The 20907-nt window shown below is 69.9% G+C and carries 17 protein-coding genes and 1 riboswitch; of the genes, 10 read left to right on the forward strand and 7 right to left on the reverse strand.

All coding sequences use genetic code 11. The features are described 5' to 3' along the window. The first annotated feature begins 25 nt into the window (after positions 1-25). The 6 genes from IE263_RS38705 (at position 26) to IE263_RS38730 (ending at position 7212) form a co-directional block, all read left to right on the forward strand. Positions 26-1333, forward strand: a complete 1308-nt coding sequence (locus tag IE263_RS38705) for an HD-GYP domain-containing protein (RefSeq protein WP_189942778.1) — start codon at positions 26-28, stop codon at positions 1331-1333. Continuing rightward, complete coding sequence (locus IE263_RS38710; protein ID WP_189942779.1) at positions 1330-2574, forward strand: HD-GYP domain-containing protein; 1245 nt, start codon at positions 1330-1332, stop codon at positions 2572-2574. Before IE263_RS38705 ends, IE263_RS38710 begins: the two co-directional genes overlap by 4 nt. A 107-nt stretch (positions 2575-2681) precedes the next feature. Then, the gene (locus IE263_RS38715) at positions 2682-3662 is read left to right on the forward strand and encodes a tetratricopeptide repeat protein (protein WP_189942851.1); all 981 of its coding nucleotides are present in this window, start codon (positions 2682-2684) and stop codon (positions 3660-3662) included. 149 nt (positions 3663-3811) lie between these two features. Next, the gene (gene def / locus IE263_RS38720; RefSeq protein WP_189942780.1) at positions 3812-4462 is read left to right on the forward strand and encodes a peptide deformylase; all 651 of its coding nucleotides are present in this window, start codon (positions 3812-3814) and stop codon (positions 4460-4462) included. 273 nt (positions 4463-4735) lie between these two features. Beyond that, the gene (cyc1, locus tag IE263_RS38725; protein WP_444545107.1) at positions 4736-5845 is read left to right on the forward strand and encodes an epi-isozizaene synthase; all 1110 of its coding nucleotides are present in this window, start codon (positions 4736-4738) and stop codon (positions 5843-5845) included. Beyond that, positions 5842-7212, forward strand: a complete 1371-nt coding sequence (locus tag IE263_RS38730) for a bifunctional albaflavenone monooxygenase/terpene synthase (RefSeq protein WP_189942782.1) — start codon at positions 5842-5844, stop codon at positions 7210-7212. Before cyc1 ends, IE263_RS38730 begins: the two co-directional genes overlap by 4 nt. A gap of 22 nt (positions 7213-7234) precedes the next feature. Here IE263_RS38730 and IE263_RS38735 read toward each other — a convergent pair whose 3' ends face one another. The 7 genes from IE263_RS38735 to IE263_RS38765 form a co-directional block, all read right to left on the reverse strand. Further along, a complete protein-coding gene (locus tag IE263_RS38735; protein WP_189942783.1) occupies positions 7235-8197 on the reverse strand; it encodes a GlxA family transcriptional regulator in 963 nt (320 codons plus the stop codon). A 223-nt stretch (positions 8198-8420) separates the two neighbouring features. After that, positions 8421-9428, reverse strand: coding sequence for a ribonucleotide-diphosphate reductase subunit beta (locus tag IE263_RS38740; protein ID WP_189942784.1), 1008 nt, complete (start codon positions 9426-9428; stop codon positions 8421-8423). Between the two features lie 56 nt (positions 9429-9484). Further along, positions 9485-11869, reverse strand: coding sequence for a ribonucleoside-diphosphate reductase subunit alpha (locus IE263_RS38745; RefSeq protein WP_189942785.1), 2385 nt, complete (start codon positions 11867-11869; stop codon positions 9485-9487). Between the two features lie 122 nt (positions 11870-11991). Beyond that, positions 11992-12162, reverse strand: a riboswitch (cobalamin riboswitch). Positions 12163-12179: 17 nt separating this feature from the next. Next, a complete protein-coding gene (locus IE263_RS38750; protein ID WP_189942786.1) occupies positions 12180-12686 on the reverse strand; it encodes a GNAT family N-acetyltransferase in 507 nt (168 codons plus the stop codon). Positions 12687-12758: 72 nt separating this feature from the next. Continuing rightward, a complete protein-coding gene (gene mctP / locus IE263_RS38755) occupies positions 12759-14387 on the reverse strand; it encodes a monocarboxylate uptake permease MctP (protein WP_189942787.1) in 1629 nt (542 codons plus the stop codon). Further along, on the reverse strand, positions 14384-14650 hold the full coding sequence (locus IE263_RS38760) for a DUF3311 domain-containing protein (RefSeq protein ID WP_189942788.1): 267 nt from the start codon (positions 14648-14650) through the stop codon (positions 14384-14386). The genes mctP and IE263_RS38760 overlap by 4 nt, the downstream gene beginning before the upstream one ends. Positions 14651-14952: 302 nt before the next feature. Continuing rightward, positions 14953-15717: a GntR family transcriptional regulator gene (locus IE263_RS38765; RefSeq protein ID WP_189942789.1), complete on the reverse strand. Its 765-nt coding sequence runs from the start codon at positions 15715-15717 to the stop codon at positions 14953-14955. A 421-nt stretch (positions 15718-16138) separates the two neighbouring features. Here IE263_RS38765 and IE263_RS38770 point away from each other — a divergent pair, with 421 nt between their 5' ends. The 4 genes from IE263_RS38770 (at position 16139) to IE263_RS38785 (ending at position 20870) form a co-directional block, all read left to right on the forward strand. Next, entirely contained in the window at positions 16139-17425 is a 1287-nt protein-coding gene (locus IE263_RS38770) for an extracellular solute-binding protein (protein ID WP_189942790.1), read from the forward strand. A gap of 96 nt (positions 17426-17521) precedes the next feature. Then, positions 17522-18508 (forward strand): carbohydrate ABC transporter permease, encoded by a 987-nt coding sequence (locus IE263_RS38775; RefSeq protein WP_189942791.1) that lies wholly within the window; start codon positions 17522-17524, stop codon positions 18506-18508. Beyond that, positions 18505-19371: a carbohydrate ABC transporter permease gene (locus IE263_RS38780; protein ID WP_189942792.1), complete on the forward strand. Its 867-nt coding sequence runs from the start codon at positions 18505-18507 to the stop codon at positions 19369-19371. The genes IE263_RS38775 and IE263_RS38780 overlap by 4 nt, the downstream gene beginning before the upstream one ends. Before the next feature lie 8 nt (positions 19372-19379). Then, on the forward strand, positions 19380-20870 hold the full coding sequence (locus tag IE263_RS38785) for a glycoside hydrolase family 3 protein (RefSeq protein ID WP_189942793.1): 1491 nt from the start codon (positions 19380-19382) through the stop codon (positions 20868-20870). Positions 20871-20907: the final 37 nt, after the last annotated feature.

A 20907-nucleotide genomic window follows, 5' to 3' on the forward strand; every position in this document is an offset into this window, starting at 1 on the left:
AGAAGGTGTGGTCAGGGGAGGCGACATGGAGGGGATCCCGGCGCGGGCGCGCGCGTACGTCGTCTGTGTGGTCCTCGGCGCCCTGCTCTGTCTGGCGCCGCTGCCGTCGGTGCGCGTCCCCTGGGGGGCGGTCCTGCTGCTCGCCGCGCTGTACGCCGGCGGTGAGCGGATCGCCCGCCGCCGGTTCGCCGGCACCTTCTACCCCGTGCTGCTCGCCGGGGCCTTCCTGCTGCCGCCGTCCGCCGCGGCGCTCGTCCCGCTGCCCGGCGCGCTGTTCTCCCTCGTGGAGCAGCGGCCCTTCCTGCTGCGGCGGATCTGGCGCGCCGCCCATCTGGTGATCGGCGTCTGGGCCGCCTCCCGCGTGCACCGGGCGCTGGACGGGCAGGACGCCGTCGAGGCCTCGGACGTCCCCTACGCGCTGCTGCCCGCGGGGGCCGCCGTGCTGGTGTTCTGTCTGGTCTTCGCCGTGCTCGACGGCGGGATCCTCGCGCTGGCGGAGGGGCTGCCGCCGCGGCGGTGCCGGCGCGGGCTCTTCCGGCGCTCGCTCGCACCCGTAGGGGTGCACGGGCTCGCGGGGCTGATGATGGCCGTCCTGTGGCGCAGCCCCTACGGGCCGGTCGCCGCGCTGCTCGTGCTGTTCCCGATGGGTGTCTCGTGGTGGGTGTTCGCGCAGTACCACCGGGAGCGGGCCGCCCACCAGGCCACCATCCGCGCGCTGGTGCAGGCCGTCGACATCAAGGACGGCTACACCCGCGGGCACAGCGAGCGCGTCGGACAGGCCTCGATGCTGATCGCGCGCGAGCTAGGGATGGACGAGGGGCGGGTCGAGGTGCTCCGGTTCGCCGGGATCCTGCACGACGTCGGCAAGCTCGGCGTGCCCACCCGGCTGCTGCGCAAGAACGGGCCGCTGACCCCCGAGGAGCGGCGTGTGATCGAACTGCACCCCGAGTACGGGCACGAGATCACCCGGGGCATCTCCTTCCTCGGCGAGGCCCGCTCGGCGATCCTCCACCACCACGAGCGGATCGATGGCAGCGGCTACCCCTACGGGCTGGTGGGGAGCCAGATCCCGGAGTGCGCACGGGTGGTGGCCGTGGCGGACGCCTTCGACGCGATGACCTCCACGCGGTCCTACAGCAGGGCCCGTCCGGTGGAGGTGGCCCTGGAGGAGCTCCAGCGGTGCGCCGGGGCCCAGTTCGACCCCCGGATGGTCACCGCACTGGTCCGGGTCATCGCGCGGGACGGATGGCATCCCGTGGTGACCGCCGAGGAGACCCGGCCCACCGTGCCGCCCCCGACCCAGGTCCCCGACCGGCCCGGAGCCCGCCGATGACCTCCCGCCGCCCCCTGCTCGCCCTCCACACCGCCGCCGCCCTCCTCGCCACCGTCTCCCTCCTCGTCACCCTCCGCACGGGTGTCGAGGAGCGGCCCGTCGCCCTCGCCTTCGGCGTGCTGATCGCCGTCGGCGAGCTGATCAGGACCCCCACGAGCGGGCCCGGCCTGCGCGAGGCCGCGCCGCTCGGGACCGCCGGGTCGCTGTCGTACGCGCTGCTCGGGGAGCACGCCGGGCAGGCCACGCACCACGGGGTCGCGCAGGTCGTGGCGGTCGTGGTCGCCGCCTCCCTGCTCGGCAGCGTGCCGCATCTCGCGCGCGGGCAGGGACCGGTCCTGGACCACCTGGTCCGGCGGGTCCTGGCCGTCGGCTTCACCGCCGTGTGCTTCCAGCCCCTCTACAACCACGGCGTGTTCGACCACTGGAGCGGCCCCGCGTACGCGCTGCTGCTGCTCGCCCTGCTCGTTCTCACCGTGCTGTGCGACGCCGTGGTCGCCGCCGCGCTCGCGCACTCCCGCACCTGCTGGCCGTTCGCCCCGCTGCTCCGCGACGAGCTGCGGTGCGTGCCCGGGATCGGGTCGGCCGTCTGTGCGACGGGCGCGGTGATGGCACTCGCGGTGGCCGTCGTCGGCCTGTGGGCGCTGCCCGTGTTCTCGGTGCCGCTGCTGCTCACCCAGCACTCCCTGCGCCGGTACGCCGCCGTCCGCGCCACCTACCGGCAGACCATCGCCTCCCTCGCCCGCGCCACCGAGATCGCCGGATACACCCCGCCCGGGCACGCTCGTCGGGTCGCCGCGCTCAGCCAGGCCGTGGGACGCGACCTGGGTCTCACGGAGCCCGAGCTGACCGTCCTGGAGTACGCGGCCCTGATGCACGACATCGGGCAGCTCAGCCTCGTCGACCCGGTCCCGGCCGGCGCCACGGCCGGGCTGCCGCTCGCGGAACAGCGGCGGATCGCGCTGCTCGGCGGGGCCGTCGTCCGCCAGACCGGGGCGAGCGCGCAGGTCGCGACCGTCGTGGAGCGCCAGGCCGATCCCTACCCGGAGCAGCCGGTGGCCGCCCGGATCGTGCGGGTGGTCAACGCCTACGAGGAGAAGGTGCGCGACGCCGGTCCCGGCGGGCCGCTCACCGCCCTGGAGGAGCTGCGGCTGGGGACGGGCGGGGAGTACGCACCGGAGGTGGTGGAAGCGCTGGCCAGAGTGCTGTCCCGGGATTGTCTGACCCTCCCGACCAGTGGGTAACCCATGGGTAATGAGCGCCGTTCCAGCCACACGTGGTTGGATGCGAGGGAGAGAGAGTGTCCGGGGGCACTGGCCAGCCCACGTCACGGAACTGGCAGGCGGGAATCGTGAGGATCTTCGGCAAGGGACGGCACCGGCCCTCCGCCTCCTGGCGGCAGGCCACCGACCGCGCGTTCACGTTGATCGGCGACGGCCGGTACGAGGACGCGGGCGCGCTGCTGACACGTGCCGCCGATCTGGAGCCCTGGCTGTCGGAGTCCTGGTTCAACCTCGCTCTGCTGCACAAGTTCCGGCACGACTGGGAGCAGGCCCGCGCCGCGGGCCTGCGTGCGGTCGCCCTGCTCGACCGGGAGACCGGCGCCCCCGACTGGTGGAACGTCGGCATCGCCGCCACCGCCCTGCAGGACTGGCCGCTGGCCCGCCGCGCCTGGCAGGCCTACGGGCTGTACGTGCCGGGCGGCGCCACAGCCTCCGGCGAGCCTCTCGGCATGGAGCTGGGCAGCGCGGCCGTACGGCTGTCGCCCGAGGGGGAGGCCGAGGTGGTGTGGGGGCGGCGGCTGGACCCCGCCCGGATAGAGGTGCTGTCGATTCCGCTGCCGTCCTCGGGGCGGCGGTGGGGCGAGGTCGTGCTGCACGACGGGGTACCGCACGGCGAGCGGACCACGTCGGCCGGGCACGCCTACCCCGTCTTCGACGAGATCGAGCTGTGGGCGCCGTCGCCCGTACCGACCTGGGTGGTCCTGCTGGAGGCCGCGACGGAGGCCGACCGGGACGCGTTGGAGCAGCTGGCCGCCGACGCCGGGTTCGCCGCCGAGGACTGGTCGTCCTCCGTGCGGCTGCTGTGCCGGATGTGCTCGGAGTCGCGGATGCCGTCCGACGAGGGCGACGGCGAGCATCTCGACCCGCACGACCACAGTGAGCCGGGGCATCCGGGGCCGCTCGGTCACCGGACGGACGGGCAGTTGTGGGTGCCGGAACGGGAGTGTGGGGTGGCTGCGCCGGCCTCGTTGGTGCGGGGGTTGTTGGACGGGTGGGTGGCCGACAGCCCCGACTCCAGGGACTGGCGGGACCTTGAGGAGGTCTGCTGACACCGTCCGGCTGCGGGTTCGTCGTGGCTGGTCGCGCCCCTGCGGCGGAGCGGCATATCGATGCAGTCCCGCGCCCTGCGGGGGCGCGTTCCCCGTACCCTGTATCGAGCATTCACCCCCCGTTTTTCTGAGGAAGGCATACGTCGGTCATGGCGCAGCAGGACACCGATCAGCAGCACGCGGGCGTGCTCCCCGTGGACGACGAGGGCTTCGTCATCGACACCGAGGAGACGGAGGAGCGCGAGCAGGCCTGGCGGGAGGCCGGGACCTCGCGGCCGATCACCGTCGTCGGCAACCCGGTGCTGCACAAGGAGTGCAAGGACGTCACCGAGTTCGGCGAGGAGCTCCAGCGGCTGGTCGCGGACATGTTCGCCTCGCAGCGCACCGCTGAGGGCGTGGGCCTGGCCGCCAACCAGATCGGCGTCGACCTGAAGGTCTTCGTCTACGACTGCCCCGACGACGAGGGCGTGCGGCACGTCGGCGTGGTCTGCAACCCCAAGCTGGTCGAACTGCCCGCCGAGAAGCGCCGGCTGGACGACAGCAACGAGGGCTGCCTGTCGGTGCCGACGGCGTACGCGCCGCTCGCGCGGCCGGACTACGCCGAGGTGACCGGGCAGGACGAGAAGGGCAACCCGATCAAGGTGCGCGGCACCGGCTACTTCGCTCGGTGTTTGCAGCACGAGACCGATCACCTGTACGGGTACCTCTACATCGACCGCCTCTCCAAGCGGGAACGCAAGGACGCCCTGCGGCAGATGGCCGAGAACGAGCCCCGCTACCCCGTGGTCGCGAACGACTGAATCACCTCCCCTTCTCAAGAGGCCTGGCCGGGATCGCTCCCGGCCGGGCCTCGTTCGTGTGTCCGACGCACGTTCGATCGCTTATGCACATCCACTGAGCCATAACCAGTCATCCCCGAGGTGGATTTTCGGCAGCCCAGGATGACGAATGAAGCAAATCCGTTCCCAGAGCGGTCAGTTGTAGTGCTGAATGGGAAGTGCGGGGATACGCGACGGCGCACGCCCGCACGGCGGGAGGGGTGTGCGACCACTGGCGGCTGAGAGGGGTTGTTCGTGCCAGCTTTCCCATGCAGCACCACATACCGCACCACATACCGCACCGCGGCGACGGTGACCGCGATCGCGGTTCCTCCTTCGCTCTCTCTTCCGGTCATCGAGGCGGCCTTTCCCCGGCAACTGCATCCGTATTGGCCCCGGTTGCAGGAGAAGACGCGCTCATGGCTGCTGGAAAAACGGCTCATGCCGGCGGACAAGGTCGCCGAATATGCCGACGGCTTGTGCTACACCGATCTGATGGCGGGCTACTACCTCGGCGCATCCGACGAGGTGCTCCAGGCCATCGCCGACTTCAGCGCGTGGTTCTTCGTCTGGGACGACCGGCACGACCGCGACGTCGTGCACGATCGGGCCACCGCCTGGCGGCAGTTGAGGTTCCGCTTGCACGCCGCGCTGGACGCGCCGACGGCTCATCTGCACCACGAGGATCCACTGGTCGCCGGACTCGCGGACAGCGTGGGCCGGCTGTACTCCTTCCTTCCCGGAACGTGGAACGCGCGGTTCGCCCGGCACTTCCACGCGGTGATCGAGGCGTACGACCAGGAATTCCGCAATCGTGTCGAGGGACGGATCCCGACCGTCGACGAGTATCTCGCGCTGCGCCGGCTCACCTTCGCGCACTGGATCTGGACGGATCTGCTGGAACCAAGTGCGGGATGCGAACTCCCGGACGCGGTACGGAAACACCCGGCCTATCGGCGTGCGGCCCTGCTCAGCCAGGAATTCGCCGCCTGGTACAACGACCTCTGCTCGCTTCCGAAGGAAATCGCGGGCGACGAGGTCCACAATCTCGGAATCAGTCTCATCACCCATGAGGGGATGACCCTGGAAGAAGCTGTCGACGAAGTCCGGCGGCGCGTCGAGGAATGCATATCCGAGTTCCTCGCCGTGGAAAAGGACGTCTTACGGCTGGCCGATCGGCTCGCCGACGGGACGGTCCACGGAAAGCAGTTGGGCACCGCCGTGCGGGACTGCGTGGAAAACATGCGGAACTGGTTCAGCTCGGTCTACTGGTTCCACCACGAATCCGGCCGCTACATGGTCGACAGCTGGGATGACCGGTCCACCCCTCCATACGTCGACAACGAAGCGGCAGGTGAGAAATGACCATCGAGTCGGTGAAGCCCACGACACCTGGGTCACCGGAGTTACGAGTGCCGCCCCTGGCCGGTGGCGGGGTTCCGCTCCTCGGCCACGGCTGGAGGCTCGCCCGCGATCCGCTGGCCTTCATGAGCCGGCTGAGCGCCCACGGCGACGTCGTCCGCATCAAGCTGGGCCCCAAGACGGTGTACGCCGTCACCCACCCGGATCTCACCGGGGCCCTCGCCCTCAGCCCCGACTACATCATCGCCGGACCCCTGTGGGAGTCCCTGGAAGGCCTGCTCGGGAAGGAGGGCGTGGCCACCGCCAACGGCCCGCTCCACCGTCGGCAGCGGCGCACCATCCAGCCCGCGTTCCGGCTCGACGCCATCCCCGCCTACGGGCCGATCATGGAGGAGGAGACGCACGCGCTCACCGAGCGCTGGAAGTCCGGCGAGACGATCGACTGCACCTCGGAGTCGTTCCGCATCGCGGTGCGCGTCGCCGCCCGCTGTCTGCTGCGCGGCCAGTACATGGACGAGCGGGCCGAGCGCCTGTGCATCGCGCTCGCCAGTGTGTTCCAAGGTATGTACCACCGCATGGTGGTGCCGCTCGGACCGCTGTACAAGCTGCCGCTTCCGGCCAACCGTGAATTCAACCGCGCCCTGGCCGATTTGCATCTCCTGGTCGACGAGATCATCGCCGAACGCCGGTCGTCCGGTCAAAGGCCGGACGATTTGCTCACGGCATTGCTGGAAGCGAAGGACGACAATGGCGACCCCATCGGGGAACAGGAGATCCACGACCAGGTCGTCGCGATACTCACCCCTGGCAGCGAAACCATCGCGTCCACGATCATGTCGCTGCTGCTGATCCTCGCCGACCATCCGGAACAGGCAGACAAAGTGTGCGCCGAGGTCGACGCCGTAACCTGCGGTAAGCCCGTCGCATTCGAGCACGTACGCCGGCTGACGCACACGAACAACGTCGTCATGGAAGCCATGCGGTTGCTCCCCGCCGTATGGATATTGACGAGGCGGGCGGTCGCCGACACCGAACTCGGCGGGTATCGCATTCCCGCCGGTGCCGACATCGTGTACAGCCCGTACGCGATCCAGCGCGATCCGCGTTCCTACGAACGGCACCTCGAGTTCGACCCGGACCGGTGGCATCCGCAGCGGTCGAAGGACATCCCGAAGTACGCCATGCGGCCGTTCGGCGTGGGCAACCGCAAGTGCCCCAGTGACCACTTCTCGATGGCCCTGCTGACGCTGGTCACGGCGGTGCTCGCGGGGTCGTTCCGCTTCGAGCAGGTCCCGGGCTCCGACGACGCCACCCGGGTGGGCATCACCCTGCACCCGAAGCAGCTGCTGCTGAAGCCGCTGCCCCGATGAGAAGTCCGCTCCCGGCGTGCGTTCAGGCGGCCTCCGGGCCCCGGAACGTACGCCGGTAGGCGTTCGGGGTGGTGCCCAGCGCCCGCATGAACTGGTGCCGCAGCGCCGCCGCCGTGCCGAAGCCGGTGCGCCCGGCGATCGCGTCGACCGTCTCGTCCGTCGCCTCCAGCAGATGCTGGGCCAGCAGGACGCGCTGGCGCAGGATCCACCGGTAGGGGGTCGTGCCGGTCTCCTGCTGGAAACGGCGGGCGAAGGTGCGTGGGGACATGTGCGCGCGGGCCGCGAGCTGCTCGACGGTCACCTCCTGGTCGAGGTGCTGCTCCATCCACGCGAGCACCTCACCGACGGTGTCGCAGGACGACCGGGGCAGCGGCCGCTCGATGTACTGGGCCTGACCGCCGTCCCGGTGCGGCGGCACGACCATCCGCCGGGCGATCCTGTTGGCGACCTCGGGTCCCTGCTCCTTGCGGACGAGATGCAGACAGGCGTCGATGCCGGCGGCCGTGCCGGCCGAGGTGATCACGGGGTCGTCGTCGACGTAGAGCACGTCGGGCTCGACGGTCGTCCGCGGATACTGCCGGGCCAGCTGCTCCGCGTGCCGCCAGTGCACCGCGCAGCGCCGCCCGTCCAGGAGCCCCGCCGCGCCCAGCACGAACACTCCGGAACAGACGCTGAGCACCCGCGTCCCCCGGTCCACGGCCCGGCGCAGCGCGTCGAGCAGCTCGGGCGGGTACTCCCGCTCGGTGTAGGTGTCCCCGGCCGGCACGGCGATCAGGTCGGCGCTCTCCAGCCGCTCCAGCCCGTGTTCCGTACGCAGGGTGAAGCCTGCGTGGGTGGTCAGGGTCGGCCCCTCCGCCGAGGCGACCGCGAAGTCGTAGACCGGCAGCCCCTCGTCGCTGCGGTCGATGCCGAACACCTCGCAGACGACGCCGAGTTCGAAGGGGTGCGCGCCGTTGAGGAGGATGACCGCCACGTTCTTCAGCATGTGCTCAGTGTGCCGTGGAAGTGGCAGGAATTTGAAGGTGTGCGGCAGTCCTGCCACTGTCATGAGCTTCAGCGGAGAACGATGCTTACCGCATGAACGCAGTCAGTGGCTATGTGACAGTCCTGGTCCTCTTCGTCCTTCTGGCCGGCCCGGCGCTCGTGGGACATCTCCACGAGCGCCGGATCGACCGTCAGCTGAGGGCTGCCCGCGAACGGGAGCGGACTCAGAAGTCCTCGTCCAGGTCGACCGTGCCCTCCACGGCGACCTGGTACGCCGACGGGCGGCGCTCGAAGAAGTTGGTCAGCTCCTGAACGCCCTGCAGCTCCATGAAGGAGAAGGGGTTCTCCGAGCCGTACACCGGGGCGAAGCCGAGCCGGGTCAGACGCTGGTCGGCGACGCACTCGAGGTACTGGCGCATCGAGTCGGTGTTCATGCCCGGCAGGCCGTCGCCGCACAGGTCGCGCGCGAACTGCAGCTCGGCCTCGACGGCCTCCCGCAGCATGTCGGTGACCTGCTGCCGCAGCTCGTCGTCGAAGAGGTCCGGCTCCTCCTTGCGGACGGTGTCGACGACGTCGAACGCGAAGCTCATGTGCATGGTCTCGTCGCGGAACACCCAGTTGGTGCCGGTGGCGAGGCCGTGCAGCAGACCCCGGCTGCGGAACCAGTAGACGTACGCGAAGGCGCCGTAGAAGAACAGGCCCTCGATGCACGCGGCGAAGCAGACGAGGTTGAGGAGGAAGCGGCGGCGGTCGGCCTTGGTCTCCAGCCGGTCGAGCTTCTCCACCGAGTCCATCCACGTGAAGCAGAACTCGGCCTTCTCGCGGATGGAGGGGATGTTCTCGACGGCGGCGAAGGCGGCCGCGCGGTCGTCCGGGTCGGGCAGGTAGGTGTCCAGGAGCGTCAGATAGAACTGGACGTGGACCGCTTCCTCGAAGAGCTGCCTGCTCAGGTACAGGCGCGCCTCGGGGGAGTTGATGTGCTTGTACAGCGTCAGCACCAGGTTGTTCGCGACGATCGAGTCGCCCGTCGCGAAGAAGGCGACCAGGCGGCCGATGAGGTGCTGCTCGGCGGGCGTGAGCTTGGCGAGGTCGGCGACGTCCGAGTGGAGGTCGACCTCCTCGACGGTCCAGGTGTTCTTGATGGCGTCCCGGTAGCGCTCGTAGAAGTCCGGGTAGCGCATCGGGCGGAGAGTCAGCTCGAAGCCGGGGTCGAGCAGGTTCTGGGTACTCATCACAGTCGGCGCGGAGCGCCGTCCTCCAGGGGTGGTGGTCGGGTGGCGGGCGGGAATTACTGGCAGGCCTCGCAGGACTCGGGGTTTTCGAGGGAGCAGGCGACGGCGTCTTCGGGCGCCGGCTGCTGTACGGGGAGGGTGGCTCGGGTCTGGGCCTGGGCGGCGCGGGCGATGCGGGTCGCCGGGCGCGAGCGCAGGTAGTACGTCGTCTTCAGGCCCTGCTTCCAGGCGTACGCGTACATCGAGGAGAGCTTTCCGATGGTCGGCGTCTCCATGAAGAGGTTCAGGGACTGGGACTGGTCGAGGAAGGGGGTCCTCGCCGCCGCCATGTCGATCAGGCCGCGCTGCGGGATCTCCCACGCCGTGCGGTACAGGGCGCGTACGTCCTCGGGGATCCAGGGGAAGTCCTGCACGGACCCGTTGGAGTCGCGCAGGGCCTCACGGGTGCGGGCGTCCCAGACGCCCAGCTCCTTCAGGTCCCGCACCAGGTACGAGTTGACCTGGAGGAACTCACCGGACAGCGTCTCACGCTTGAACAGGTTGGACACCTGCGGCTCGATGCACTCGTACACGCCCGCGATGGAGGCGATGGTGGCGGTGGGCGCGATGGCGAGGAGCAGGGAGTTGCGCATGCCGACGGCCGCGATCCGCTCGCGCAGGGCCGCCCAGCGCTCCGGCCACGTGAACTCGACGCCGTAGTGGTCGGGGTGCAGGACACCTCGGGCGGTACGGGTCTTGTCCCAGGCGGACAGCGGGCCGCTGCGCTCGGCGAGGTCGGCGGAGGCCTCGTACGCGGCGAGCATGATGCGCTCGGCGATCCGGGTGGACAGAGCCTTGGCCTCGGGGGAGTCGAAGGGCAGGCGCAGCTTGAAGAAGACGTCCTGGAGGCCCATCGCGCCGAGACCGACCGGGCGCCAGCGGGCGTTGGAGCGGCCCGCCTGCTCGGTCGGGTAGAAGTTGATGTCGACGACGCGGTCGAGGAAGGTGACGGCGGTGCGGACGGTCTCGTCCAGCCGCTCCCAGTCGATGTCCCCGTCGACCACGAACGCGCCCAGGTTGACCGACCCCAGGTTGCAGACCGCCGTCTCCCCGTCGTCCGTGACCTCCAGGATCTCCGTGCAGAGGTTGGACGAGTGGACGACATGGCCGCGCTCGGCCGTCTGGTTGGCCGTCCGGTTGGCGGCGTCCTTGAAGGTCATCCAGCCGTTGCCGGTCTGCGCGAGGGTCCGCATCATGCGGCCGTACAGGTCACGGGCGGGGATGGTCTTCTTCGCGAGCCCCGCCTCCTCGGCCCTGCGGTAGGCCACGTCGAACTCCTCGCCCCACAGGTCGACCAGCTCGGGCACGTCGGCGGGGGAGAAGAGGGACCACTGCTCGTCGGCGTCGACCCGGCGCATGAACTCGTCCGGGACCCAGTGCGCGAGGTTGAGGTTGTGCGTACGGCGGGCGTCCTCGCCGGTGTTGTCGCGCAGTTCCAGGAACTCCTCGATGTCGGAGTGCCAGGTCTCCAGATAGACCGCGGCCGCGCCCTTGCGCCGGCCGCCCTGGTTCACGGCGGCGACGGAGGCGTCGAGGGTCTTCAGGAACGGGACGATGCCGTTGGAGTGCCCGTTGGTGCCACGGATCAGCGAACCGCGCGAGCGGATCCGGGAGTACGACAGCCCGATGCCGCCGGCGTGCTTCGACAGGCGGGCGACCTGGTGGTAGCGGTCGTAGATGGAGTCCAGCTCGTCCTTGGGGGAGTCGAGGAGGTAGCAGGACGACATCTGGGGGTGCCGGGTGCCGGAGTTGAAGAGCGTGGGGGAGGAGGGGAGGTAGTCGAGGCGGCTCATGAGCCCGTAGAGCGCGGCGACTTCGTCGACGGACCGTACGCCCGTCTTCGCATTGAGCACAGTGTCCTCGGCGAGACCGCTCGCCACTCGCAGCAGGAAGTGCTGGGGCGTCTCGACGACCTTGCGCGTGATCGGGTGCCGGAGGAGGTAGCGGCTGTGGAGGGTGCGCAGGCCGAAGTAGCCGAAGCGGTCGTCGGCCCGGGGGTCGATCAGGGCGTCGAGGCGGTCCGCGTGCAGACGGACGAACGCGGCGGTGCGGTCGGCGATGAGGCCCTCGCGGTGGCCCACGCCGACGGACTCGGTGAAGGACGTGACGCCCTGGGAGGCGGCCTCGGCGCGGATGCCGATGGTCAGCAGACGCGCGGCCAGCCGGGAGTAGGCGGGGTCCTCGGAGATGAGGCCGGCGGCCGCCTCCGTGGCCAGCTCGCGCAGCTCCGTCTCGTCCGCCCGTGCGGACCGGCCCCGCAGGGCGGCGGCGGCGACCCGGCCGGGGTCGGCGTCGGGGAGGTCGGCGGTCAGCTCGGTCAGGGTGCGCAGCAGTGCGGCTCCGGGACCGTCGTCCTCCACGGGGGTGACTGCTGAAGCCGGATCGGCTGGCGCGATGGTCACGTGGGGCTCTCCCTCGCTCGGCGGGGGCCTGGCGGAGGGCAGGGGGCAGCACACGAGCGCGCACGGCGTCGCGTCCACCGGCCCACTCCACGAGGCCCGGACGTCAGGCACCCGAACCGGACGGACCGGGTGCACTGTCGGCAGGTCCTCGGACTGAACAGGCGTGCGCACAGGGACAGGGACGCACGCGAGTACACCGTTGCGGGACAGTTCCGGATTCGCACCGGATTCCCCTGCGGCGACAGCGAGCATGAGCATACATCTTGTGCTCAGCTGTCACACCACCCCCAGATGTAGTGTTGCGGTGGCTTCAGAGCGTCAACTCGTAGGTGAGGAGAGTGAGGTCGTCGAGGTGCGGGATCGGGTTCCAGTCCCGCTCGGGGGTGCGGGTGAAGCCCAGACGTTCGTAGATGCGATGGGCGGAACGCATCGTGCGCTGGCTCGACAGGACGACCCGGACGCAGCCCTCCGTCGCCCGGGCCCGGTCGAGGCAGGTGCGGACGAGGGCCTCGCCGACGCCTCGGCCGCGTGCGGCGTGGGCGACCGCGAGCATACGGATCTCGGCCTCACCGGGCCCGGCTATGTCGGCCATGGGGCCGCCGCTCGGCACGAAGGTCACGCCCCCGACGACCCGGCCCTGCTGGACGGCGACCAGCACGTCGGCGGCGGCGGCCCGCTTGGCCACGTCCCGCAGCTCGCCGAGGTACGCGTCGCTCTCCCCGAAGTCGAGCAGACCGTCCTGAAGATAGGCTTGGGCGGTGATCTCGCCGATGGTCTCGAATTCGCCGCGTTCCGCCTGCCTGATCACGATGTCCATGGGGCCGAGTGTGCCCGACAGGTACGACAACGGGCCGCCGGAATCCTCCGGCGGCCCGTGATCACCGCAGCGTCAGTGGCTCGCCCCCGCCGTCGCCGGCGGCAGCTCCACCTGGACGCCCGGGTCGCCGGCGTCCGCCGTGTAGTCCTCCGGGCTCGTCTCGTCGATGCCCTCCGGAGCCTTGACCGCCTTCAGGACGAAGGTCAGGACCACCGTCACCACCAGGTTCAGCACGAACGCCGTCAGACCGATGTAGCCGATCTCGCCGATGCCCGGGATCTCCTTCGACGAGCCGCCGAAGTGCTTCTGGGTCGGGGAGGCGACACCGTACGCGGCGACCGTGCCGTACACCATGCCGACCGCCCAGCCCGCGAGGAGGGCCCAGCGGTGGAACCAGCGGGTGAACAGACCGCCGACCAGGGCCGGGAAGGTCTGCAGGATCCAGATGCCGCCCAGGAGCTGGAAGTTGATGGCGACCGTCTTGTCCATCGTCAGGACGAAGGCCAGCGCGCCGACCTTCACCAGGAGCGAGACCAGCTTGGAGACGCGGGTCTCGTCCTTGGGCGTGGCGTCCGGCTTGATGAAGTCCTTGTAGATGTTGCGGGTGAAGAGGTTCGCGGCCGCGATGGACATGATCGCCGCCGGGACGAGCGCGCCGATGCCGATCGCCGCGAAGGCCACGCCCGCGAACCAGTCCGGGAACATGTTCTCGAAGAGCTGCGGGATCGCCAGCTGCCCGTTGGTGACCTTGACGCCGGCCGCGATCGCCATGAAGCCCAGCAGGGCCAGCAGGCCGAGCATGAGGGAGTACAGCGGCAGAATCGTGGTGTTGCGGCGGATCACGTCACGGCTGCGCGAGGACAGCGTCGCGGTGATCGAGTGCGGGTACATGAAGAGCGCCAGCGCGGAGCCCAGCGCCAGTGTGGCGTAGGTCCACTGGCTCGCCTCGGCCGGCACCAGGGCGCCGCGCGGCTTCTCCGTCGCCGGGTTGATCTGCGCGTACGCGTCACCCGCCTTGGCGAAGACGTCGTCGAACCCGCCCAGTTTGATCGGGATGTAGATGATCGCCACCGCGATCACGATGTAGATCAGCGTGTCCTTCACGAACGCGATCAGCGCGGGGGCGCGCAGACCCGACGAGTAGGTGTACGCGGCCAGCACACCGAAGGCGATCAGCAGCGGCAGGTCCTTGATGAACCAGTTGGTGTTCTCACCGCCGCCGACGCCCATCACGTCCAGCACGGCCTGGATGCCGACCAGTTGGAGCGCGATGTACGGCATCGTCGCCAGAATGCCCGTCAGGGCCACCGCCAGCGACAGGCCCTTGGAGCCGAAGCGGCCGCGCACGAAGTCCGAGGTCGTCACGTACCCGTGCTTGTGGGAGACCGACCACAGGCGCGGCAGGAACGTGAAGATCAGCGGGTAGACGAGGATCGTGTAGGGCACCGCGAAGAAGCCCGCCGCGCCCGCCGCGTAGATCGCCGCCGGGACGGCGACGAAGGTGTACGCCGTGTAGAGGTCACCGCCGAGCAGGAACCAGGTGACCCAGGTGCCGAACGACCGTCCGCCCAGGCCCCATTCGTCCAGGCTGTGCTCGTTCTCGGCCTTGCGCCAGCGCGCGGCCAGGAAGCCCATGACCGTGACGGCCAGGAAGAAGAAGATGAAGACGGCGAGTGCGACGCCGTTCACGCCGTCCTTCACTGCGACGCACCCCCGTCCGAGGCCTTGCGGGCGCGCTGGTCACGCTGCCACAGCTTGTACGCGACCATCGTGAGCGCGGTGGAGATCAGCACCCACAGCATCTGGTACCAGTAGAAGAAGGGGATCCCGATGAACGCCGGATCCACCTTCGCGTAAGAACCCACCCACAGCATCGCCACGAACGGCGCGAACAGGCAGAGGGCGATGACGACGCGCACGGGCGTCACCACCGGTCCTCTGGTCACTTCTGGGGCATCTGACATCGAGCGGCTCCGTCCCCTCACTGAACACCGTGTAGTGCGCAGGAAATCTAAGCGACGGTTCCGTTCCGGGAAACCCCCTGTAGGAGCGAGGGTTCCGGCGCGCTTCGCTTCCTTCGCGGCGCACCGGGAGCCCTCCCGTCCTTCAAGAGTTGCCCACTCGCCGGTATCGGTTGACAGCGAGTTTCCAGTCGTTGCGCGACCCGTCGGGGTTCACTCCCCCTGGGGGCGCTTGAGCCGCGCCACGCTGCATTGTTCCGGGGGGTAACCCCCGGACCCCCAGCCGACCCTGTTCTCGCCCCGTCTTACTCCGCAGGCCGCTTCAGCCGCGCCACGAACTTGTAGCGGTCCCCCCGGTAGACCGACCGCACCCACTCCACCGGCTTGCCCTCCTTGTCCAGGGAGTGCCGGGAGAGCATCAGCATCGGCAGGCCCACGTCGGTGCCGAGCAGGCCCGCCTCGCGCGGGGTGGCCAGCGAGGTCTCGATGGTCTCCTCGGCCTCCGCGAGATGGACGTCGTAGACCTCGGCGAGCGCGGTGTAGAGGGACGTGTACTTGACGAGACTGCGCCGCAGGGCGGGGAAGCGCTTCGCGCTCAGGTGGGTCGTCTCGATCGCCATCGGCTCGCCGTTGGCCATGCGCAGCCGCTCGATGCGCAGCACGCGCCCGCCGGGGGCGATGTCGAGCAGACCGGCGAGGGTGTCGTCGGCGGTGATGTAGCCGATGTCGAGGAGCTGGGAGGTGGGTTCGAGGCCCTGGGCGCGCATGTCCTCGGTGTAGGAGGTGAGTTGGAGCGCCTGGGACACCTTCGGCTTGGCGACGAAGGTGCCCTTGCCCTGGATGCGCTCCAGCCGGCCCTCGACGACCAGCTCCTGAAGGGCCTGGCGCACGGTCGTGCGCGACGTGTCGAACTCGGCCGCCAGCGTCCGCTCGGGCGGCACCGGTGTACCGGGCGCCTGGGTCTCCGTCATGTCGAGCAGGTGCTTCTTCAGGCGGTAGTACTTGGGCACACGCGCGGTACGGACGGTCGCCCCACCCTCGTTCTCCGCACTGCTGACGTCGGTGCTCATGGCCTGCCTTCCCGGCTCCGGTGCCGAAACGACCGACATCCCATCGGCCGCGGGTCACATCGTGGCACGGGTTCGTGGGCGGGGTGTCCCCTGCGGGTGACCTCGCGCGCTCCGTGATCTTCTCTGTATACCTCCGGGACCCTTCTTGGTCTAGTCCAGCACGCGGCTTGCGGGTCAGTGGTACACCCCGCCGACGGGGCTCGATCCACCGCCCAGAAATTGAAAAGTCCCTGCATATCGCGGTCGCGTAACGGACGACCCAACCCCGGTTGCACACCCTTGACAGCCCTATTGGTCTGAGCCAAGCTCTCCGCACTGGTCTACACCACTGGTCCAGGTCCCGGCCCCACGGACGGTACGCGTTGACGCTCGACCGCGGCGAGGAGGCAGGGGGGTTTGTGGCATCCCTGAGGAGGATGGCGTGAAGCGCAAGCTGACAGCCGCGATCGGAATCGCGGGCATGATGATCTCCATCGCGGCGTGCGGGGGCGACAAGGACAGCGGGGGCTCGGACAAGAACGGCGCCGAGGCCAAGGAACTGACGGTCTGGCTCACCGTCGACGCGCAGAACAACTGGCCCGACCTGGTGAAGGCCGCCGACGCGGCGGTGCAGAAGAAGCACCCCGGCCTCAAGATCACCCACGAGTACTACGGCTGGCCCGACAAGAACGCCAAGCTCGACGCGGTCCTCGCCACCGACAAGGCCCCCGACGTCGTCGAGATGGGCAACACCGAGATGCTCGGCTACATGGTCAAGGGCGCCTTCGCCCCCCTCGACGCCTCGAAGTTCGACAACTCCTCCGCCTGGCTGGACGGCCTCAAGGCCTCGGTGACCTACGAGGACAAGACCTACGGCGTCCCGTACTACGCGGGCGGCCGCGTCGGCAACTGGCGCAAGGACCTCTTCGCCTCCGTCGGTGTGAAGACCGCCCCGACGACGTACGCGGAGCTGACCGCCGCCCTGGACAAGGTCCAGAAGAAGGAGGGCGACAAGTTCAACGCCTGGTACCAGCCCACCCGCGACTGGTACGCGGCCATGTCCTTCGTCTACGACGCCGGCGGCTCCATCGCGGTCGAGTCGGGCGGCGAGTGGAAGGCCAACCTCTCCTCGCCGGAGTCCGTCAAGGGCCTCAACGAGTTCAAGAACGTCGTCGACAAGTACATGCACGGCGACAAGACCAAGGACGAGTCCGACCGGTACATCGTCTACGGCCAGGGCAAGTCCGGCATGATCTTCGGTGCCGCCTGGGAGGGCGCGACCGCCGAGGCCCCGGAGAACGACAAGACCGGCAAGCTCAAGGGCAACCTCGAGAACTTCGTGATGCCCGGCCCGTCCGGCAAGAACCTCCCCGTCTTCCTGGGCGGCTCCGACCTCGCCGTCCCGGTGAAGTCGGACGCGCAGGACCTCGCCGCCGAGTGGATCAACGCGTTCACCGGCCCCTCCGGTCAGAAGGGCCTGATGGCCAAGGGCAACCTGCCCAACAACAAGACCGACCTCGCGACCCTGAAGGGCGACCCCAAGACGGCCGTACCGGCCACCGCCGCCGAGTCCAACTGGTTCGTCCCGATGGCCCCCGGCTGGGGCCAGGTCGAGAAGGCCCAGATCCTGCAGACCATGCTGCAGAGCATCGGCACCGGCAAGAAGACGGTCGAGGAAGCCGCGAAGGAAGCGGACGCCGCGATCGACAAGGTCATCAACACCAAGTGAGGCGAGGCGGGGCTCCGCTGCGGCGGAGCCCCGCCGTCCGTACGACCTACCGGTCTTTGCCTTCGTACGACCTGAGGGACCGCTGAGGAGCGCGCGATGAGTGCCGCAGACACGACCACCCCTGCCAAGGTGCCGCCGCCGCGGTCGGCACCGCCACCGCCCGCACCGCAGCGGCCCCGCGTGAAACGGACCTCCGGCACCGCCGGCACCCCCTGGCTGCTGCTCGCCCCCTGCCTGCTGGTCCTCCTGCTGGTGATGGGCTATCCGCTGGTCCGCCTGGTCACCCTCTCCTTCCAGAAGTTCGGCCAGTCCCAGCTGTGGGGCTTCCAGCCGGCCGAGTCGGTCGGGTTCGAGAACTTCACCAAGGTGCTGGGCGACGGCGAGTTCTGGGCGGTCGTGCTGCGCACGATCGTCTTCGCGGCCGGCTGCGTGATCTTCACGATGGTCATCGGCATGCTGATCGCGCTGCTGCTCCAGCGGGTCTCCGGCTGGGTGAAGACGCTGGTCAACATCGCCCTGGTGGCCAGCTGGGGCATGCCGGTCATCGTCGCCACCACCGTCTTCAAATGGCTGTTCGACGCCGACTACGGCATCCTCAACGCGGTCCTGAGCAAGCTGCCCGGCGTCGAACTGATCGGGCACAACTGGTTCGCGAGCGGACCGCAGGGCCTCGCCGTGATCATGCTCCTGGTGGTCTGGGGAGCCGTCCCCTTCGTCGTGATCACCCTGAGCGCCGGCCTCACCCAGGTCCCGAAGGAACTGGAGGAGGCCGCCCGTCTCGACGGCGCAGGCTCCTGGGGCGTCTTCCGGTACGTCACCCTGCCCGTCCTCAAGCCGATCCTCGTGATGCTCACGACCCTGTCGGTCATCTGGGACATGGGCGTCTTCCCGCAGGTCTTCGTGATGCGCAACGGCCATCCCGAGGCCGAGTTCCAGATCCTGACGACGTACTCCTACGACCGCGCCTTCGTCGTCAACGACTACGGGCAGGGCTCGGCGATCGCCCTGATCACCGTGCTGCTCCTGCTCGGTGTGGTCGCCGTCTACATGCGCCAGATGCTGAAGATCGGAGAGGTCGAATGAGCGCCGTCGCCACCGCGGGAAGCGGCTCCGGGACCGGCTCGGGGCGTCGGAAGTCCAAGCTCGGCTGGAACCTGCTCGGCCTCCTCGTCTTCGTCACCGCCGGCTTCCCCGTCTACTGGATGCTCAACACGGCGTTCAAGCCGGCGAAGGACGCCATCGACCCGGACCCGAGCCTGCTGCCCACGGGCCTCACCCTGTCCAACTTCAGCCGCGCCCTGGACATCGCCGACTTCTGGGGCCCGGTCGGCCGCAGCCTGGTCGTCTCCCTCGCGGTCGTCGCGATCGGCGTCGTCGTCGGCATGCTGGCCGCCCTCGCCATCTCCCGGTTCGCCTTCCGCGGCCGCAAGATCGTGATCGTCGGCATCCTGGCCGTCCAGATGGTCCCGCTGGTCGCGATGATCATCCCGGTCTTCCTGCTCCTGAACGACCTGGGCCAGTACGACCGGCTGACCGGCCTGATCATCACGTACCTGACCTTCATCCTCCCCTTCACGGTGTGGACGCTGCGCGGCTTCATCGTCAACATCCCGAAGGAGCTGGAGGAGGCCGCGATGGTCGACGGCTGCTCCCGCACGGGCGCCTTCCTGCGGATCGTGTTCCCGCTCCTCGCCCCCGGCATGGTCGCCACCTCGGTCTACGGCTTCATCCAGGCCTGGAACGAGTACCTCTACGCCCTGATGCTGCTCAGCCAGAAGAACCAGACCGCGACCGTCTGGCTCGGCAACTTCACCACCAAGCACGGCACCGAGTACGCCCCGATGATGGCCGGCGCCACCATGATGGCCGTACCGATCGTCGTCCTCTTCCTCCTCGTCCAGCGCAAGATGGCCGCGGGTCTGACCGCGGGCGCCGTGAAGGGATAACGCCCCCGATGACGACAATCGCCAGCGGCACCGACACTCTGACGCGCGACGCCCTGACGGTCCTCCAGCCCGGCTTCCCCGGCACCACCGCCCCCGACTGGCTGCTGCGCCGCCTCGGTGAGGGCCTCGCGTCGGTCGGCCTGTTCGGCCGCAACATCGCCTCACCCGGGCAACTGGCCTCGCTGACCGCCCAGTTGCGTGCCGAACGCGACGACGTGCTCGTTGCGATCGACGAGGAGGGCGGAGACGTGACCCGCCTGGAGGTGCGCACCGGTTCCAGCTTCCCCGGCAACCACGCGCTGGGCGCGGTGGACGACGTGGAACTGACCAGAGAGGTCGCCTTCGAGCTGGGCCGCCGGCTCGCGGCCTGCGGGGTCGACTTCAACTGGGCCCCGTCGGCCGACGTGAACTCCGATCCGGGCAACCCGGTGATCGGCGTCCGCTCCTTCGGTGCCGACCCCGACCTGGTCGCCCGCCACACCGCGGCCTACGTCACCGGCCTCCAGGCGGCGGGAGTGGCGGCCTGCACCAAACACTTCCCCGGCCACGGCGACACGGCCGTCGACTCCCACCTCGCCCTGCCCCGCATCGACGCGGACCCCGCGGTGCTGGCCGAGCGCGAGCTGGCCCCCTTCCGCGCGGCCATCGCCGCGGGCACACGCGCGGTGATGAGCGCCCACATCCTCGTCCCCGCCCTGGACCCCGACCGCCCGGCAACGTTGTCGCGCCCCGTCCTGACCGACCTCCTGCGCGGCGACCTCCACTACGACGGCCTGATCGTCACCGACGGCATGGAGATGCAGGCCATCGCCGCGACGTACGGCATCGAGCGGGGGAGCGTCCTCGCGATCGCGGCAGGCGCGGACGCGATCTGCGTGGGCGGCGGCCTCGCCGACGACGAGACGGTACGCCGCCTGCGCGACGCCCTCGTCGCCGCCGTCCGCAGGGGCGAACTGCCCGAGGAACGCCTGGCGGACGCGGCGGAACGGGTCCGGGCGCTGGCCCGGTGGACGGCTTCGGCCGTGGCTCCCGCCGAGGCGGCTGCGGTGCGCCCCGACATCGGCCTCCTCGCCGCCCGCCGCGCCCTCCGCCTCACCGGCGCGGACCGCTTCACCCCGCTCACCGAGGCCCCGTACGTCGCCGCCCTCACGCCGGTCGCCAACATCGCCGTCGGCGACGAGACCCCGTGGGGCGTCACCGCGGAGCTCGCCCGGCTCCTGCCCGGCACGGAGACGGGCAGCTTCGCCGGCGAGGACGCGGGACACGCGGCGCTGGCCGCGGCGGGGGAGCGGCGCATCGTCGCCGTGGTCCGCGACGAGCACCGCCACCCCTGGATGGCGACGGCCCTCGGCACCCTCCTCGCCGCCCGCCCGGACACCGTCGTCGTCGAGATGGGCGTCCCCCAGGCCGCGCCCCGCGGCGCCCTCCACCTCGCCACCCACGGCGCGGCCCGCGTCTGCGGCCGAGCGGCGGCGGAGGTCATCGCAGGCGTGCGGTAGGCGCTCCGCCGGCCGTGCCGATGTGCGGCTTCGCAGC

It is taken from the genome of Streptomyces aurantiogriseus (assembly GCF_014649375.1).
Taxonomy (GTDB): domain Bacteria; phylum Actinomycetota; class Actinomycetes; order Streptomycetales; family Streptomycetaceae; genus Streptomyces; species Streptomyces aurantiogriseus.

Excerpts from the sequence above, each read along its gene's own strand:
- IE263_RS38740 (WP_189942784.1), bottom strand. The coding sequence starts at position 9,428 with ATGAGTACCCAGAACCTGCTCGACCCCGGCTTCGAGCTGACTCTCCGC.
- def (WP_189942780.1), top strand. The coding sequence starts at position 3,812 with ATGGCGCAGCAGGACACCGATCAGCAGCACGCGGGCGTGCTCCCCGTG.
- IE263_RS38780 (WP_189942792.1), top strand. The coding sequence starts at position 18,505 with ATGAGCGCCGTCGCCACCGCGGGAAGCGGCTCCGGGACCGGCTCGGGG.
- IE263_RS38735 (WP_189942783.1), bottom strand. The coding sequence starts at position 8,197 with ATGCTGAAGAACGTGGCGGTCATCCTCCTCAACGGCGCGCACCCCTTC.
- IE263_RS38775 (WP_189942791.1), top strand. The coding sequence starts at position 17,522 with ATGAGTGCCGCAGACACGACCACCCCTGCCAAGGTGCCGCCGCCGCGG.
- IE263_RS38760 (WP_189942788.1), bottom strand. The coding sequence starts at position 14,650 with ATGTCAGATGCCCCAGAAGTGACCAGAGGACCGGTGGTGACGCCCGTG.
- IE263_RS38765 (WP_189942789.1), bottom strand. The coding sequence starts at position 15,717 with ATGAGCACCGACGTCAGCAGTGCGGAGAACGAGGGTGGGGCGACCGTC.
- IE263_RS38730 (WP_189942782.1), top strand. The coding sequence starts at position 5,842 with ATGACCATCGAGTCGGTGAAGCCCACGACACCTGGGTCACCGGAGTTA.
- IE263_RS38750 (WP_189942786.1), bottom strand. The coding sequence starts at position 12,686 with ATGGACATCGTGATCAGGCAGGCGGAACGCGGCGAATTCGAGACCATC.
- IE263_RS38705 (WP_189942778.1), top strand. The coding sequence starts at position 26 with ATGGAGGGGATCCCGGCGCGGGCGCGCGCGTACGTCGTCTGTGTGGTC.
- IE263_RS38710 (WP_189942779.1), top strand. The coding sequence starts at position 1,330 with ATGACCTCCCGCCGCCCCCTGCTCGCCCTCCACACCGCCGCCGCCCTC.
- IE263_RS38785 (WP_189942793.1), top strand. The coding sequence starts at position 19,380 with ATGACGACAATCGCCAGCGGCACCGACACTCTGACGCGCGACGCCCTG.